The sequence below is a fragment of the Pedobacter sp. R-06 genome (genome assembly GCF_049913135.1).
GTDB lineage: Bacteria > Bacteroidota > Bacteroidia > Sphingobacteriales > Sphingobacteriaceae > Pedobacter.
In genome coordinates, this window is sequence record NZ_CP183977.1 from 3,793,518 (window position 1) to 3,809,913 (window position 16,396).

Here is a 16,396-nt window from a genome sequence, read left to right on the forward strand (position 1 = left end):
TACAGGTATTTATGAAACGTATCGTCATCTCAACCGCTGTGTTCCGAAGGAACTCCTTTGGAGGAGAGATCTGAATAAGGAAAAATTATTGCTTAATCAGCTTAAATTTCTTTAACTGTTGGCCATTTTTATTGATCACACCTACATAAACGCCTGTTGATAATGAATTAAGGGCAAATTTGTTAGAACTTGTGGCCTTTTCCTCAAAAACCTTCTGTCCTAAGATGTTAAAGATAGACAGGCTATAATCTTCGAATGATCCGCTCAGAATGGTTAAATAATCTGCTACCGGATTGGGAAAGAAAGAAAATTCATTGTCCTTAAGAAACACTGCCGAAACCAGATCGCTCTGCACCTGGCCGTTAACAGTTTCGAAAGTAATGCGGTAAAACTGGATTCCAGCTTTTGGCTTTTCATCAATAATTGTATAATCGAGTTGATTTGAAATTGGTTTGGTCTGCTGTAAAACACTAAAAGTATTTGGCCCGGTCTGTTTTTCCCAAATGATATTCTTTAAATCCAAGGTACTTCCAATACTGAGATCCAGTTTTACTTTATCCTCATTTACAGATGCCGATAAATTCCTTACATAACAGGCAATCCCTTGTTGTGTATAATCGATGGTATAACTTTTCAGACCTGTAAAACCTGTGCCATTTGCCGCCACAGCAAAATATTTGCTATTAATCTTGCTTGCATCAAGCCTAACTATGGTATCAGCAAGGGTTAACACTGGAGAGAGGATATTATCTACTACATTATATAGCGTGTAATCTTTTGCCCCAGGTTGCGGATTCCAGTTCAGCGCAATTCCATCTTTGCATGCATAGCCAACCTTTAACACCCTTGGACTCGAAATAATAAAAGATTGGCTCAATATTATATTGCCTTCCACTTCCATTTTTATCATTGCTTTAGCAAACAGATCTGGAGCATTCCAATTGTAAAAACCTTTACTTAAATCGATCCCCGAAGCAATTGATTTCCATGTAGTCCCTTCATCATAGCTCACCGATAAGTTTCCGGTTTTACTGGTGTAGGTATTCTCCCACCGGATGTAGTTATCTTCATTGGCAAAAAAGTATTCGTTTTTTTCAGGACTGATGAAGGAAAAAGTGTTTTTGAATGTATAACGATAAGCCATCGCAAAGCGCTGGTTATCACCCTGTGTGATCCTGTTACCCTTAACATGAATATTATAAGCACCGGCCGTGGGATTATCGAGGCTAACCTGCTGAACAGTATTGATAACGTCGGCTTTACGCACTGCCGGCTTTGAGAGGGAATCTAAATGAGGAAAGCTGCTTAACACCCAGGGCAAGGTTAAATTTCCAACAGGATTTTCGAGACTTAAATCCAATCCATTAACTAAACTTTGTGCTGCATTTACAACAGCAGGAGGATCGTTCCAGGTAATGGTTAGTTTCACTTCAGCTACATTAGCCGGAATTGCCAAAGGAATAAGCAAATCCTGATTTTTGGCCACTTCGTACAAAGACGCCCTATTTTCATCTAAAGTTTTTAACGATCGGGCTACATTCAATTTTCCATAGCCATATAAAAAATCTACCTGCGGTGCTCCTAAATCATCAGCCGAATTAATTACTGTTGCTCTAATTAATGAAGCAGAAGGCGCTTTTTTATATTTCTGCTGATAGAACTGCTCTAACAAAGCGATTGATCCACTGGTAATTGCAGCAGCGCCGGATGTTCCGTCTTCGCCTAAGGCAACAAGTTCCGGTTTTACGCGTCCATCATAGGCAGGACCTTTGCTGCTCTGATTTTCAGCAATATTTTCCCTGTTAATCCCTCCTATCACCAATAAATTTTTAGCCTGCTTAAAATTGCCTGTTAAATTGGCTCTGGCGGTTACCCCTTGATAAAAACCAACTGATGGTGTTGTAGTTCCTTTATTTCCGGCAGAAAAAACATGGATCAAAGTATCGGTTTCGTAGATCTGCTTATCGTACGCAGCTGCTTCCATTCCGTAGTCATTGTCTATATCAGTACCGTACGAATGGTTTTGAACTTTAATCTGAAGCCGGTTTAAATCAGTAACCAAATCTGGCATTAGGTTAGAAAAATCAGAATATGCCAATTTGGATTTAGGTGCGGCACCTAAGCCACGGATAAAGGAATTGCCGTTCCCTAATGCCAAAGTAGCCATAATGGTAGCGTGAGTAGTTGGTGTTTTGTTAATATTAGCACCAGGTAAAGTTTTCCCTAGCAGATCAAGATCGGTTGCATCGTACATCCCTTCTTTAAAGGAAACATGTATACCCGCACCATCAATACCTGGAAAAAGACTATGGGCATTGGAAATTTGGTTTAAACCGAGGTCGAGTCCATTAATTACCACCTCCTCTTTAGCCACCGGCAAAACATCGGCATATAAAACATCATCGAGTTCTAACAACAGCGTTAAATCGGTTGGCGATAGGTAAACTATACAAATATTATTTACGTTATCGGTTAATTTTATCTTTAGGCCTGCAGCAGCCTTTGGCAATGAATTTATATTTTTGAAAGCAAGCCGTACCAAGATAGAATCATTCTTTTTGGTGCTTTTATTTAGTGCCTTCATCAATCTATCGCTAACCTTCCAAAGTCCATTGGCTGGTTCCTGAGAAACTATACTGTTAGAAAAGCTAAAAATGTTTGATTTTTCGACGATAAAATAATCGCCTGAAAGCCTTTTTTTGGGCTTCAACAGTTGAATTTCGGCTGATGTTAAATTGTGGCTGAATCTAACCAAAATTGGCTGATCGGCACTTAATTTTTCCGAATTGCCAGTTTTGGAAATATATTTTTCAAAATATTTTTCTATTCCAGCAGGTTGTACTTGTGCGTTTAAACCAAACACAGACAGACAAAAACATATAACTAAAAATACAGTATTGACTTTCAAAAATTATTTTATTATAAAATTTTGTTTACATCGTTTATCTTCCCTAAATTAGGATTTATAAGGTAATCCACAAATTTTATTAACTAACTTATTCAACCTAAACTAATTTAATTCTAACTAAGATGAAAAGAACAAAATTTTTATCGATTGCAGCAGCATGCCTTCTACTCACCAATCTATACTCATGTAAGAGTAATAATACAGAAAACGCAGTAGAAAGCAAAACTGATATTTCAGCAGACAAGTTATCACAGATCAAATCCTTAGGCTTCAGTACCGACAATATCCGTAAGATAGATGAAGGTTATCTGGTAGAGGGAGATATTCTTTTAACTGATGACAATTTAGCTGAACCTTCATCTGGTGCAAATTTAAACATTGCCGAAACTGAACAGTACCGAACCACAAACATTGTTAAATCATTACCACGTGTAATTACAGTGTCGGTAACCAATTTACCTCAGGTATATAGCGATGCTGTAAACACCATGATTTCGAGATACAACTCATTGGGTTTACGTATTACTTTCCAAAGGGCAAGTGCTGGTACAACCGGAAACATTAATGTTGTGGGTTTTAACGAAGGTCCAAGTGGTGGCTTTATTACATTAGGCTCTGCGGGCTTCCCTACTTCTTCAGGTCAGCCTTTTAACCAGATCAAAATGAACACCAACGCAGCGGCTTATGGTACCAATCCTAATTTATTATACCTCGCTTCTGTGATCCAGCATGAAGTTGGCCATTGTATCGGTTTCCGCCATACGGATTATATGAACCGTGCCTTTAGCTGTGGCGCAAGTGGCGCAGGTAACGAAGGCGCATCGAATGTGGGCGCAATTAGAATCCCAGGAACGCCTTCAACTCCTGATTCAGGCTCATTTATGTTGGCCTGCTCTAATGGTGGTAACCGTACTTTCAATGCAAATGATGTGATTGCAGTAAATTACCTTTACAAATAAAAACATTAACGGATTACCTTAACAGATCAGAAGCCCCGAAAATTTCGGGGCTTTTTTTATTTGACTCATATTGAACAAGTTATTATTAACCGCAGATGTACACCGATAAATTCTGTGCAAGCCTTACCTGTAAATAACAATAAAATGGCTCGTGAGGACACAAGCCATGGCGAAAAGGGAAAAAATTTGCAATAGAACGGTTTAAATCTGGAACACAGCCCTAAGTTAACCAAACCTGATAGCGCCGAATAGCTCCCGATTTAAACCGATATTGTATTTAAGAAAAATTCAAATCGGGACTATAGGCAATAGCAGGGCTGAAATAACCGAAGAACTACCGGAGCTTGCTTTCCAAAAAGCTATATAACACTAAAACAAACATTAACTGGGTAGATTGCCACGCCTAATGAAGGTTAGTCTCAACTGTAACGGTTTTTTGGAGCGCAACACCTGTGCAAAACATCTAGCTTCTCCCGTTTTACGCTTATACGCTTCGCTGCCTCGTACCTCGTTGCTGCAGGGTAAACGCTTCAACCGGGGCTATGTAGCAAAGACAGTATTCCATTTTTGAGATTGCAGGGTGCCTGTTTTGGCTCTTCAACAGATAGCGCCCGTTTTAAACCAGTATTGTATTAAGAAAAATTCAGATCGGGACTATAGGCAATAGCAGGGCTGAAACAACCGAAGAACTACCGGAGCTTGCTTTCCAAAAAAATATAAAATGGCTTGTGAGGACACAAACCATGGCAAGAAGCGATGTCGACTTATCATTATAAAAAATGGCCTGCGTTTCCACAGGCCACTATTAGATTTTTAAAATGATTCATGTGATCACGAGCCATTAACAAAAAGTCTTTATTTTCCGTTCTGCTCGATGTCTCTGTCCATTTCTACTAAATCAACATCACTCGGTTCAGAAAAATCGCCGATTAAATATTTGTTAAAATGATCGGCCAGTTTCCAGAAAGCATACTCTGTCATATCTCCAAAACCATGACGCTGACCTGGAATAATCAGGAAATCGAAACGTTTGCCAGCTTTCATTAACGCATTGGCCACACGGATAGAGTTTGCCGGATGCACATTATTATCTACATCACCGTGCATCAACAACAAGTGCCCTTTTAAGTTTTTGGCAAGATCAGGGTTTTTATCAATGCTGTATTTAAATGAGGTATCGCCTTTTAACGAAATGGTTTCTTTTACCCCATGGTGTTTTTCGCTCCACCAGCGGTTGTAAATACTATTATCGTGGTTTCCTGCGTTCGAAACCGCAGCTTTAAAGAAATCAGGATACACCAACATAGCAGCGGTTGACATAAATCCACCGCCAGAGTGACCTGTAATGCCCACTTTAGATTCGTCGATATAAGCGTATTTGGCTGCCAATTGCTCAATAGCTGTTTTTTTATCCGCCAAACCATAATCGCGCAGATTACCATAACCGTAAGTATGATACCATTTAGACCGCGAAGGGTTTCCGCCGCGGTTACCTACCGTAATTACGATATAACCAAATTGAGCTAAACGCTCGGTACGGTCCATGCTTTTGCTAAAAGCTTTGTTTACAGCTTCTGTTTGTGGGCCTGGATAAACATATTCGATAACCGGATACTTTTTATTCGGATCGAAATCAAAAGGTTTATACATTACGCCGTACAGATCGGTAATTCCATCATCTGCTTTAACTTTGAAAGGTTCAGGGAATTTGTAACCTGCTGCTATTAATAATGAAAGATCAGTAGTTTCAAGATCCATCACTTTTTTTCCCGTTCCGTCATAAAGCGTTGCTTTTGGTGCAGTGTTTACCCTCGAATAATTATCAACAAAGAAAGTATTGTTATCATTCATATTCGCCACATGGTCAAAATCTCCTGCATTTAGCAGTTTCATGTTCGAACCATCAAAATTGATACTGTATAAATGTAAGTAATAAGGGTCTTCTTTACCTTCCCTGCCATTAGCCGTAAAATAAAGGATACGTTTTTTCTCGTCGATATTTACGATACTCTCGCAGTGGAAAGCACCTTTGGTAATCTGGTTTTTCAGCTTCCCATTTCCGTCGAAAAGATAAAAATGCGCCCAACCATCGCGCTCACTCCAATGAATCAGTTCCTTACCATCATTTACCAAACCCGGACGGTTAACTTCAACATAAGTATTAAAACGTTCGTCGATTAAAGGTGTAACTTTCCCGGTAGCAATATCAACCGTACCGATGTCGATCCGTTTTAAATCGCGACTGGTGCGTGAAAAATAGAACCTGCTATCGTTACCCAACCAAATAGACGGCCGGAATTCGTTATCACGGTCTTTATTTAATGATGGTTTGCTCCAAACCGAAACACTTTGATCTTTAAATGCAGCAACACTCAATTTTTTATAAGATTTTGCAGCAAAATCGAACAGCAAAACTTCATCCTGAGGGGCTTCAGCCTCTCCCGGCATCTGATATTTATAGGTTTCTAACGTTGGGCGGCCTGGTGTAACACTGTTAATTACCCAAAGGTCTTTAACCTTACGCGAATCGGTTCTATCCAATACAAAATATTTCGAATTCGGTGACCAAAGCACATAAGCACCACGGCGCTTCTTATTGTTTTTTTCGTTCTCTACATTGTTCTCGCCATCGCCATCGCTTCCATACGAATAGAATTTAACACCGTCTTTAGTGAGCTGATGTTCTACAATCGTGCTGTCATCTTCATTTTTAACAGCTTTTTTGTAGTTGTCTTTATCCATCCAATACAGGTTGTAATTACGGGAGAAGATAATGGCCGACGAATCGGGTGCTACCGATCCCCATGATGGTTTTGGCTTTGGTTTACTGAAGTTCGCTACCTCAGTTAATTTCGCACTGGCCAGTTCGTATTTGAAAGAAAATATTTTCTTCTGCATGGAATCTGCAGCTTTTTTATCTTTTCTGTCTTTTTTTAGTTCATCAATCGTGCTTTTGATTTCGAAAGAAATACTTTTTTCGTCGGCTGCAAATTTTAGGTTTTCGAGTGGTAAATGTTCGGCATCGAATGGATCGCGGACAATCAGGGTAATATCTGCGGCCAGCTTAGCATTATCAAACATCAGCTTTTTGCTTTTCGATGCAGGATCTACCAGGTACCAAAATTTCCCTTTCGGGCTTTCGAAAGTGTACCAGAAGCGGTTGCTCAATTTTAGCCAATGCGGATCTACTGCAGTAGAATAAACCATTTTCTTCAACTTATTTGGCGAAAAACGCGATGCAAGCTGATAATTTGCCTTCGGCTGTGGCTGAATATTTTCGGTTAAGGTAAATGTTTTGTTTTGTGCGGCTACAGTTAAGGATAAAAACTGCGCACACAACAGGAGTTTATAAAGTTTATTCATCAAAATTTGTTTGAGCTGCTAAATTATTTAATTAAAGTATATTAAGCAGGCTTCAATGTGTAATAAAAGCGATAGTTAGCTCAATTTTATGCAACTGAAATTAATTATTAACACAATTTATTTTGATGACTAAATAATTGACGGAATTTATAGTTTTGTAACTATATATCCTCATAATGAAATACAGCTTTTTAACCCTAATAACGGCCGGAGCAATCTTATTTGCCAGCTGCCAATCTAAATCTCAAACAGAAAACGCCACGGCTAAAGATTCTACCACACCATCTTCCAAAACTGCTGCAAGTACGGGAACACCGGTTGACGTTTCGAAAATAAAAGTTGCTGATGCCAAAACCATTTTAGCGAGAAAACAGGTACCTATTTTATGTTATCACCAGGTAAGAAACTGGAAACCGACCGATGGAAAGGTAGGTAAAGATTATATTGTAGAAATCCAGAATTTCAAAGACCAGATGAAAATGCTGGCCGATAGTGGCTACCATACCATTTTACCAGATCAGCTTTATGCTTACCTGAACACTGGTGCTGCACTACCGAGCAAGCCCATTATGCTAACTTTTGACGATACTGACCTGGATCAGTTTACCATTGTGCGCCCTACTTTAGATAAACTGGGTTACAAAGCGGTCTATTTCATCATGACCGTTTCGATCGGTAAAAAAGGCAAATTTGTAGATTACATGAGCAAAGAGCAGATTAAACAACTTTCTGACGAAGGAAATGTTATCGGCAGCCACACTTACGATCATAAAAACTTTAAAAAATATGCAGGTAAAGATTGGGAAGAGCAATTAGATAAACCAACCAAAAAACTGGAAGAAATTACAGGTAAAAAAATGACGGAATTTGCCTATCCTTTTGGTTTATGGAATGCAGAAGGTATTCCGGAGCTTAAAAAACGCGGTTTTAGAATGGCTTATCAATTATCGACCAAACGTGATGAAAAAGACCCATTGTTTACGATCCGCCGGATTATTGCCAGTGGTTATTGGTCGCCTAAAACTTTAAGCAACAGCATTAAAAACAGCTTTTAATTGGACGTACAACGTTACTAAATGAATATGAAGAATTTTCTGCTCTTAGGTGCTGCTTCTACATTATTTTTAGCTTCGTGCCAATCATCTGATGCTTCAAAAGGAAAAACTGCTGCAAAAGCTTCTACTGTGGAAGTTAAAATAGATTCGGCCAATACCAAACCTGCCGATGCTAAAACTATTCTGGCCCGTAGGGAGGTACCAGTTTTGTGTTATCACCAGATCAGGAATAATATTGCCAGCGATAGCAAAAGGGCACATGATGATATTATAGCGCCTGATAAATTTAAAGAACACATGAAAATGCTGGCGGATAGCGGTTACCATTCTATTTTACCCGATCAGCTATACAATTATTTGGTTTATGGCGCCAAGTTGCCCGAAAAACCAATCATGATTACTTTCGATGATACAGACCAAGATCAATTCACTATTGGAAATACAACGTTGAAAAAACATGGCTTTAAAGGCGTTTATTTTATTATGACGGTATCGATCGGCAGAAAAGGGCGGATTAATTACATGACCAAAGAACAGATAAAACAATTATCCGACGAGGGAAATACGATTGCCAGCCATACCTACGACCATAAAAATTTTGCTCAGTTTACCGACGGGGACTGGACAACCCAAATTGATGCACCAACTAAAAAACTGGAAGAAATTACAGGGAAAAAAGTGGAGTATTTTGCTTATCCCTATGGTGTTTTTAAGGCTTCAACTTTACGCAAGCTAAAAGAACATGGTTTTAAAGCAGCATTTATACTTTCAACAGCACGGGATGAAAATTATCCACTTTACACCATTAGGAGAATAATTGATCCGGGAAGATATACTGCAAAAAATTTATATTACAGCATTAACAAGAGTTTTAATAAAACAAAATCTTAGTAAAGAGGTTTAAAACTTAAAGGGGTTGAATATTGAAAGGTTAAGTACAACATTTCAGTATTAAAACTTGCAACATTAAAACCTTATAGCATCTCTATGAAATATTATCTGCTTTGTTTCCTTTCCGGATTACTGATCATATCTGCTTGTAATAACCCTAAAAATGGAGCCAATACCACTGAAACTACAAATGATAGTACAGTGAATGCAAGGGCCGAACTTACAGAAAGTTTTTACAAGAGATTGGAAGGTACCATTGCAGGCAAAAAAGTAGTAATGCATTTGCAAAAGGTTGATAATGACATAAGTGGCACCTATTACTATGACGGCTCCTGGCTTAATCTATCAACCGATACTTTAATCGGGAAAGACAGCATTATCCTTACTGAATATAGTTTTTATGAATCATACTTCACCCAGGACTTCAAATCGCCGCATTTGGCCTTAAAATGGAATGGAAATGGCTTTAATGGCAATTGGGAAAGTGGCGATAAAACCAAAAAATTTCCGATTGCTTTAACAGAAAAATATCCTGAGGGCAGCTATCCGTTCAGCGCAGGGATTTACAAAGACTCAATTAAGGCATTTGCGGATCAACCAAAATCGCCTGCTGCTGAAATCAGTTTTGAATACCTGGAAAGCAAAAATAATGATGAATACGGCAACTGGCTAAACTCGGAGCTTAAAAAAATATCGGGTGTAAAATCTACTGTCGACCGTTCTATTGGCTTTAAAAACATAGCCACCGCTTATTTTAAAGATTATAAGGCACAGGTTACCGAGCAATCAAAAAATAGCCGTGGCGACGATTTCCAGGCATGGATGAACTACACCAATAACAGTCAGCAATCGGTTAATTTTAATGATAATGGCTATGTCGTGATCGATTTCCTTGCTGATGCTTACACCGGTGGTGCGCATGGCAATTACAGCAGCATAATGTTCTGTTTAGATGTAAAAAACAAAAAACAGTTGGTGCTGAGCGATATCATCAAAATAGATTCGAATACCTTACAAGGCATTTTAGAACGTAATCTCCGCAAAGAATATAACATTAAAGCTAAAGATGCATTGAGCACTGTTCTTTTTGATGACTTTATAAAACCGAACAAAAACTTTTATTTCAATTCGAACGGAATTGCTTTTATGTACAACCCATATGAAGTAGCGAGTTATGCACAAGGGCAGATTGTAGTATTTATTCCTTATTCGGATTTAAAGACTTATTTGGTACCAGCTTTTGCACAGAGAATGGGAATTAAATAGCTCGCGAAGTTTAAGAAGATCGCTATAATAAATTGTCGTCATTTCGAGCGCAGTGCAACGAAGTCGAGAAATCTTCCTAAATGGATCTCTCCATTCCGCTATGCTCCAGTCGAGATGACGACTTTTTATAATATGCCTTCCACTAAATATTCCTTACCGTTAAACTTAAAGCTTTCATTTATTGCTTTTCCAATCAAAAACCGCCCGATTGGGGAAGCCTGTGATACGGCAAAGAATTTTTGTCCATCGATATTAAGTTCTCCTGCACTGATGCTGATATAAAAATTACCTTCTGAGGTTAAAACCAAACTTCCGTTTTTAACCAGGCGATCTGATTCTACATTTTCGATCTGCTGTAATGCAATTTTCTGTTGTCCGGCTTCGTACAGTAATTTACTGTTACGGTCCATCTCCTGCTGCATCATTTCGCGCGTAGTTTCGTATTTATCGCCTGCACTGCTTTTTGTATCATCATTCGAAGCTTGCCTGGCCTGTTGCAGCGAATATTCAATATTTTCTATCCTGTTTTGAATAAAAGTTAAGCAAAGCTGATAAAGTTTAGATTTTAATGCAGACATATGGTAATGGAAGTGTAAAACGGATGATTAAAGGGAAGATAGACTATTTCCTTAAGACAAAGGCCTGTTTTAAAATAGATTCGATTTTCTTTTTGGGAATATCTTCGAGGTGGTTGATCAATAAAATTTTCATTCTGGCTCTTTTCTCCCGCAACAAATCTTCGTGTTCAATTTTATTTCCATCAACCAAACCAATGTAAGGCTGATGGAACTTTTTGTGTGTCCAAATATAACAGAACATTTTTCCTTTATGGTAATAAAAAGGCATCCCGTATTTCCAATGTTCAGTAATATCAGCATAGCCCATTAATAACGACCTTAAATATTGCAGACAGCTTTTAAGAGGTTCATCTTTTTTTTCGAAATAGTTGTCCAACGGACTTAGCATAATATTAGATGATGTTAAATGATGACGAAAACGGCACTCAAACCATGAACTATTGACTAACCAACCATTGACCAATGAACTACTGAACTAACCTTCAATCCACCTCACCTTTTCTTCCATCGAAGTTCTGTTTGGCGCCCAGGGTTTTTCGTTATGATAGCCCATGTAAAATAAGCCGATGCACTTTTCATTTTTGCCCAGACTTAAAAAATCACCTAAATTATCAATTAAAGGTGGAGAGCTCCAATAAGCACCAACTTGCAAACTTTCTGCAGTTAAAGCCATATTTTGAACAGCGCACGAAACGGCCGCCAGCTCTTCCCATTCGGGTATTTTACCACTCACCTGCATAATGATGGCAATAATGCAATCGGCCTGACTCGTTTTTTCGGCAAAGCTGTCGTACTTTTTCTGTAAAAACTGTTGCGGACTAACCAATTCCTTATATAATTTACCCAGTTCTTCACCAAGTTTTGTCAATCCCGCTTTTCTGATCACGACAAAACGCCAGGGCTGGGTTAATTTATGTGTTGGGGCATAATTGGCAGTTTCTAAAATCTGATTGATCACCTCTACCGGAATTTCTTTTTTAATATAGCTGGCAGGAAAAATACTGCGACGTTCTTTTATAACTTTTGAAATGATATTGTATGTTGTACTCATTTGGTAAAAATAGCTAAAAGCTGAAAGACTAAAGCTGAAAGAGAGAGAAATTCGAACTCTAATAAAAGATTTGACGCTATGCTAACTGAAAACTTCAAACTGTGAATTGCCAACTGTTAACTGCGAACTGCCAACTGTTTCCTGATCTGTTTAACCTTTGCAAAAAAACCTATGCTTTCTTTATCTACCAGAAAATCCATCGTTTGCAACAATTCTTCTCTAATCCAGTTGTGCCTGGCATTTAAATTGGCCAAAATATTTAAACAATGTGATTTTACAGCCACCGGAATCTGCTCATCAATTAACCAGGCAAAAACAACTTCTACCAAATGGTTGGTATCATATTCGACAAGGATTTTCTTAATTTCCACTGAGGCATTTTTCCTGGTCATAAAGGCCATAATTTTGACATAATGCCTCAATGCCGACAAATTGTTTTGTTGTGGAAATTTCTCTAAAAAATAAAGCGCATAAGGCAGAAACCTTTGCTGATGGTTAGTGAATACATTTTCTAAGATCCATGCGGCCCTGAAACCAATCTGTTCATCATGATAGAAACTTAAATCGATCAGCTCTTTTACTGAAAAGGTTTCTTCTGAAGCAATTGCGGCTAATTTTTCTACTTTGCTTTTCTGAAGGGTTGTTTTTATGGTATCTAGCAAGAGATCTTTTTGCATAAAACGAAAATATATTTTTTATTAAACAAAATCTCACATTTTTTGAAACCTGAGAGGTAAGCAAACTAATTTGGGCGTTACCCAAGCTGCGCAAGGGTCGGGCTTTTTCAGGGCTCCGCTTCGCTGCGGTACCGATGAAGGATCGGCACTGAACCCTTACAATCTCTAACGCAAAACCCACTGCCTAATAAATAAACCTCGCAGGTTTTTAAACGGCGCTGCCCTTAATGTGACCACAAAGCAATTTAAGTACGAATTAAACCTACGAGGTATATTTATTTAATGTTCCGGAACAAAAGATTTATTTCCAAAAATATCTGTTTTGAAAATCCCCATCTTCTTACCATTAACGTCTTCTATAACTGTATTACCAAATACATCTTTTTTATATTTAGCCAATACATTCCATGTTCATCTTCAACAACGGTATCGCCAAAAATATTATTTTTCTGTTTGCCTATTACCTTACCATTGCCATCCTCTATGATGATATTGCCCGAAATATCTGTTTTATAAACATTTAAGAGCTGACCACGGTCATTTTCAAAAACGATATTACCGAAGATATCCGTTTTTTGTTTGATGGCCACTTCTGTTTTCCCATCACCGGGAACCAAACCTCCTAATGGCTTTGGCACGAGGTTTTGTTCGCGTTCACTTTCTAACACCGTATTGCCAAAAAAATCTTTTTTTTGTGTACCTACAGCTTTTCCGGCTTCATTTTCTAAAATCGTATTACCGAAAAAATCCTGCTTTTGCCTGGCTATGGTTTTACCATCTTTATCTACAATGACGGTATTGCCAAAAAAGTCTTTCTTCTGTTTACCTATGGTTAGTAAAGCGGATAACGGGACTGTTTACCCAAAAAAGAACGAAACCCTCCGTTTTCGAAAAAATTGGTTAACCGGTTAACTGTTTAAATCGGTTAACTGATCATTCAGCTTTCAACAATATAGCAATCGAACTTTTCAACCTTCCAACCTCAAACCTTTCAACAATAAAACAACCAAACCATCAAACACTTTCCTACCCTCAACCTTTTTCCCTATCTTTGCGGCTTATTTCAATTATAGCATGATTTCAGTTTCTAATTTATCGTTACGATACGGCAAACGCACATTATTTGAAGATGTTAACCTAAAATTCACCCAGGGCAACTGCTATGGCGTAATTGGGGCTAACGGCGCAGGTAAATCTACTTTTCTAAAAATTTTATCGGGAGAGGTAAACCAAACTTCTGGTAGTGTTGCTTTTACTCCAGGAGAAAGAATGGCGGTTTTAAAACAAAACCACTACGAATTTGATGAGTTTTCGGTATTAGAAACCGTAATGATTGGCCATAAAGAACTTTATGCCATCATGAAAGAGAAAGACGCTATTTATATGAAAGAAGATTTTTCGGAGAAAGATGGCGAACGTGCCGGGGAGCTTGAAAATCTTTTTGCCGAAATGGATGGTTGGAACATGGAAAGCAATGCTGCAACCATGTTAAGCAATTTAGGTATTACCGAAGATAACCACTATAAATTACTAAAAGAGCTGGATAATACCCAGAAAGTACGGGTGTTATTGGCACAGGCGTTATTTGGTAATCCGGATATTTTATTACTGGATGAGCCTACCAACGATTTGGATATCGAAACCATTGCCTGGTTAGAAAACTTTTTAGCCGACTATCAGAATATTGTATTGGTTGTATCGCACGACAGGCACTTTTTAGATGCTGTTTGTACGCATATCGTAGATATCGATTTCGCTAAAATGAGCATTTATACCGGTAACTATACATTCTGGTACGAATCTAGTCAGCTGGCATTAAAACAGCGTAGCGACCAGAACAAAAAAATGGAAGATAAGGTGAAGGAGCTACAGGAATTTATCCGCAGGTTCAGTGCCAATGCATCTAAATCAAAGCAGGCAACTTCACGTAAGAAAGCTTTAGATAAAATTGATATCACCGAAATTAAAGCATCAAGCAGAAAATATCCAGCCATTATCTTCAACAATACCGGTCGCGAGGCTGGTGACCAGATTTTACAGGTAGAAAACCTGGGCAAAAATGGAAACGATGGTGTTTTGTTTGACAAAATTACCTTCATGGTAAACAAAGGTGATAAAATTGCCGTATTATCTCAGAACAGTTTGGCTACCGCAGCATTTTACGATGTTTTAACGGGCAGAGATACAGACCATAAAGGTGAATTTAAATGGGGTGTTACCATCAGCACCGCAGATATTCCGAACGATAACTCTGAATATTTTGCCGGTAAAGATGAAAACCTGGTAGATTGGTTACGTGAGTACTCTGGTACTGATGCCGATGAGCAATTTGTACGTAGCTTTTTAGGCCGTATGTTATTCTCGGGCGAAGAGGTACTTAAAAATGTAAAAGTGCTTTCAGGGGGCGAAAAAATGCGTTGTATGTTCTCTAGAATGATGTTACAACAAGCCAACTTATTAATGTTTGATGAGCCAACCAATCACCTGGATCTGGAATCTATCGAGGCACTGAACAACGGTATGAAAGATTTTAAAGGTACAATATTGTTTACCTCACGAGATCACCAGTTAACCGAAACTGTGGCCAACCGTATTATAGAAATCACACCGAAAGGTACTATTGATAAGCTGATGACTTACGATGAATATATTAACAGCAGTGATGTTGCGAAACTAAGAGCAGAAATGTATTCTTAATTCTTCATTTAAAATATTGATTCAAAAGCCACATGCACACATGTGGCTTTTTCTTTATAAAAAATCGCATCTGCTGTAGCGTTTTCATTTCGTTAATCGTTTTACAAGAAAAAAGCGTTAATGGCCATTAACCAATTTTGTTCAAAAAATTGATTTAAAACATTAAAATGAAAACGAATTTGAAAAATTTTAGCACTACAAAAATTATTCTCTCTCTCTTAGCGATAGCTTTAACCATTACAGCCTGCAAAAAGGATTTCAACAACGATCCGATAGAAGCGGCGGGTATTGGCTTTGTTCATGCATCACCTGGAACAGGCGCCTTGGATTTTATCTTGGATAACCAAAAAATAAACAGCTTTACCTACACTAAAGACTTAGGATACTATGCCGCTTATCCAGGAACAAGGTTGGTGGGTGTTGCTAAAAAAGACTCGTTAGTATATTTAACAAAAGCTACAGCTACATTAAAAGAAGGATCATTTTATTCGGTTTTCGTAGTAGATACTTTAAAATCTACAAAACTTTTAGTTCTTGAAGATGATTTAAAAGCACCTGAAACTGATAAGGCTAAAGTTCGTTTCGTAAATTTAAGTCCGGGTTCTGCCCCATTTGATTTAGCAATTGCAGGCACTGATGCACCTTTATTTACCGCAAAAGCGTTTAAAGAGTTCACCACTTTTAGCAATATTGCACCGAATGACAGCTATACTTTCCAATTAAAGCAGAGCGGAACAGTTAAAGTGAGTTTACCGGCCGTTAAAATCGAAAAAGGTAAAATTTATACCATCTGGGCTAAAGGCTTATCTAGCAAAACCGATAGTACTGGAGTTGGCTTATCAGTGATGACAAATAAATAAGAATATTTTCACTCTACCTGTGAAAACGAAAATTGACACCACTCAAAAAATTGGGTGGTGTTATTTTCTTAAATTTGCAATAATTAATCAT

13 protein-coding genes are annotated in these 16,396 nt (G+C 38.1%); 6 read left to right on the top strand and 7 right to left on the bottom strand.

Annotated elements, in window-relative coordinates:
• Positions 1–85: 85 nt before the first annotated feature.
• Complete coding sequence (locus ACN9MR_RS15135) at positions 86–2,863, bottom strand: S8 family serine peptidase (protein ID WP_426324803.1); 2,778 nt, start codon at positions 2,861–2,863, stop codon at positions 86–88.
• A 167-nt stretch (positions 2,864–3,030) separates the two neighbouring features.
• Here ACN9MR_RS15135 and ACN9MR_RS15140 point away from each other — a divergent pair, with 167 nt between their 5' ends.
• Positions 3,031–3,867 carry a M57 family metalloprotease gene (locus ACN9MR_RS15140; protein ID WP_426324805.1) on the top strand — a complete coding sequence of 279 codons (837 nt, stop codon included), beginning with the start codon at positions 3,031–3,033 and terminating at the stop codon, positions 3,865–3,867.
• Positions 3,868–4,722: 855 nt separating this feature from the next.
• Here the strand turns inward: ACN9MR_RS15140 and ACN9MR_RS15145 are convergent.
• On the bottom strand, positions 4,723–7,230 hold the full coding sequence (locus ACN9MR_RS15145) for a DPP IV N-terminal domain-containing protein (RefSeq protein ID WP_426324807.1): 2,508 nt from the start codon (positions 7,228–7,230) through the stop codon (positions 4,723–4,725).
• Positions 7,231–7,406: 176 nt separating this feature from the next.
• Between ACN9MR_RS15145 and ACN9MR_RS15150 the strand changes: the two genes are divergently transcribed.
• The 3 genes from ACN9MR_RS15150 to ACN9MR_RS15160 all read left to right on the top strand — a co-directional run bounded on the left by ACN9MR_RS15150 (position 7,407) and on the right by ACN9MR_RS15160 (position 10,442).
• Entirely contained in the window at positions 7,407–8,285 is an 879-nt protein-coding gene (locus tag ACN9MR_RS15150; RefSeq protein ID WP_426324809.1) for a polysaccharide deacetylase family protein, read from the top strand.
• A gap of 27 nt (positions 8,286–8,312) precedes the next feature.
• Positions 8,313–9,176 carry a polysaccharide deacetylase family protein gene (locus tag ACN9MR_RS15155; protein ID WP_426324811.1) on the top strand — a complete coding sequence of 288 codons (864 nt, stop codon included), beginning with the start codon at positions 8,313–8,315 and terminating at the stop codon, positions 9,174–9,176.
• A gap of 96 nt (positions 9,177–9,272) precedes the next feature.
• A complete protein-coding gene (locus ACN9MR_RS15160; RefSeq protein WP_426324812.1) occupies positions 9,273–10,442 on the top strand; it encodes a DUF3298 domain-containing protein in 1,170 nt (389 codons plus the stop codon).
• Between the two features lie 125 nt (positions 10,443–10,567).
• On the opposite strand, the gene ACN9MR_RS15165 is transcribed toward ACN9MR_RS15160, so the two are convergent.
• The 5 genes from ACN9MR_RS15165 to ACN9MR_RS15185 all read right to left on the bottom strand — a co-directional run bounded on the left by ACN9MR_RS15165 (position 10,568) and on the right by ACN9MR_RS15185 (position 13,386).
• Positions 10,568–11,020 (bottom strand): 3-oxoacyl-ACP synthase, encoded by a 453-nt coding sequence (locus tag ACN9MR_RS15165; RefSeq protein ID WP_426324814.1) that lies wholly within the window; start codon positions 11,018–11,020, stop codon positions 10,568–10,570.
• 43 nt (positions 11,021–11,063) lie between these two features.
• Positions 11,064–11,408 carry a DUF1801 domain-containing protein gene (locus ACN9MR_RS15170; RefSeq protein WP_426324816.1) on the bottom strand — a complete coding sequence of 115 codons (345 nt, stop codon included), beginning with the start codon at positions 11,406–11,408 and terminating at the stop codon, positions 11,064–11,066.
• 87 nt (positions 11,409–11,495) lie between these two features.
• Positions 11,496–12,071, bottom strand: a complete 576-nt coding sequence (locus ACN9MR_RS15175; protein ID WP_426324818.1) for a nitroreductase family protein — start codon at positions 12,069–12,071, stop codon at positions 11,496–11,498.
• 116 nt (positions 12,072–12,187) lie between these two features.
• The gene (locus tag ACN9MR_RS15180) at positions 12,188–12,748 is read right to left on the bottom strand and encodes a hypothetical protein (RefSeq protein WP_426324820.1); all 561 of its coding nucleotides are present in this window, start codon (positions 12,746–12,748) and stop codon (positions 12,188–12,190) included.
• A gap of 356 nt (positions 12,749–13,104) precedes the next feature.
• Positions 13,105–13,386 (bottom strand): hypothetical protein, encoded by a 282-nt coding sequence (locus tag ACN9MR_RS15185; protein ID WP_426324822.1) that lies wholly within the window; start codon positions 13,384–13,386, stop codon positions 13,105–13,107.
• Positions 13,387–13,822: 436 nt separating this feature from the next.
• Between ACN9MR_RS15185 and ACN9MR_RS15190 the strand changes: the two genes are divergently transcribed.
• Positions 13,823–15,445, top strand: a complete 1,623-nt coding sequence (locus ACN9MR_RS15190) for an ABC-F family ATP-binding cassette domain-containing protein (protein ID WP_426324824.1) — start codon at positions 13,823–13,825, stop codon at positions 15,443–15,445.
• Positions 15,446–15,612: 167 nt separating this feature from the next.
• Positions 15,613–16,305: a DUF4397 domain-containing protein gene (locus ACN9MR_RS15195; protein ID WP_426324826.1), complete on the top strand. Its 693-nt coding sequence runs from the start codon at positions 15,613–15,615 to the stop codon at positions 16,303–16,305.
• Positions 16,306–16,396 lie beyond the last annotated feature (91 nt).

What these genes read in the sequence shown, in the direction of transcription:
- ACN9MR_RS15180 (WP_426324820.1), bottom strand. Translation starts at nt 12,748, where the DNA reads ATGCAAAAAGATCTCTTGCTAGATACCATAAAAACAACCCTTCAGAAA.
- ACN9MR_RS15160 (WP_426324812.1), top strand. Translation starts at nt 9,273, where the DNA reads ATGAAATATTATCTGCTTTGTTTCCTTTCCGGATTACTGATCATATCT.
- ACN9MR_RS15170 (WP_426324816.1), bottom strand. Translation starts at nt 11,408, where the DNA reads ATGCTAAGTCCGTTGGACAACTATTTCGAAAAAAAAGATGAACCTCTT.
- ACN9MR_RS15155 (WP_426324811.1), top strand. Translation starts at nt 8,313, where the DNA reads ATGAAGAATTTTCTGCTCTTAGGTGCTGCTTCTACATTATTTTTAGCT.
- ACN9MR_RS15145 (WP_426324807.1), bottom strand. Translation starts at nt 7,230, where the DNA reads ATGAATAAACTTTATAAACTCCTGTTGTGTGCGCAGTTTTTATCCTTA.
- ACN9MR_RS15195 (WP_426324826.1), top strand. Translation starts at nt 15,613, where the DNA reads ATGAAAACGAATTTGAAAAATTTTAGCACTACAAAAATTATTCTCTCT.
- ACN9MR_RS15175 (WP_426324818.1), bottom strand. Translation starts at nt 12,071, where the DNA reads ATGAGTACAACATACAATATCATTTCAAAAGTTATAAAAGAACGTCGC.
- ACN9MR_RS15165 (WP_426324814.1), bottom strand. Translation starts at nt 11,020, where the DNA reads ATGTCTGCATTAAAATCTAAACTTTATCAGCTTTGCTTAACTTTTATT.
- ACN9MR_RS15140 (WP_426324805.1), top strand. Translation starts at nt 3,031, where the DNA reads ATGAAAAGAACAAAATTTTTATCGATTGCAGCAGCATGCCTTCTACTC.
- ACN9MR_RS15190 (WP_426324824.1), top strand. Translation starts at nt 13,823, where the DNA reads ATGATTTCAGTTTCTAATTTATCGTTACGATACGGCAAACGCACATTA.
- ACN9MR_RS15150 (WP_426324809.1), top strand. Translation starts at nt 7,407, where the DNA reads ATGAAATACAGCTTTTTAACCCTAATAACGGCCGGAGCAATCTTATTT.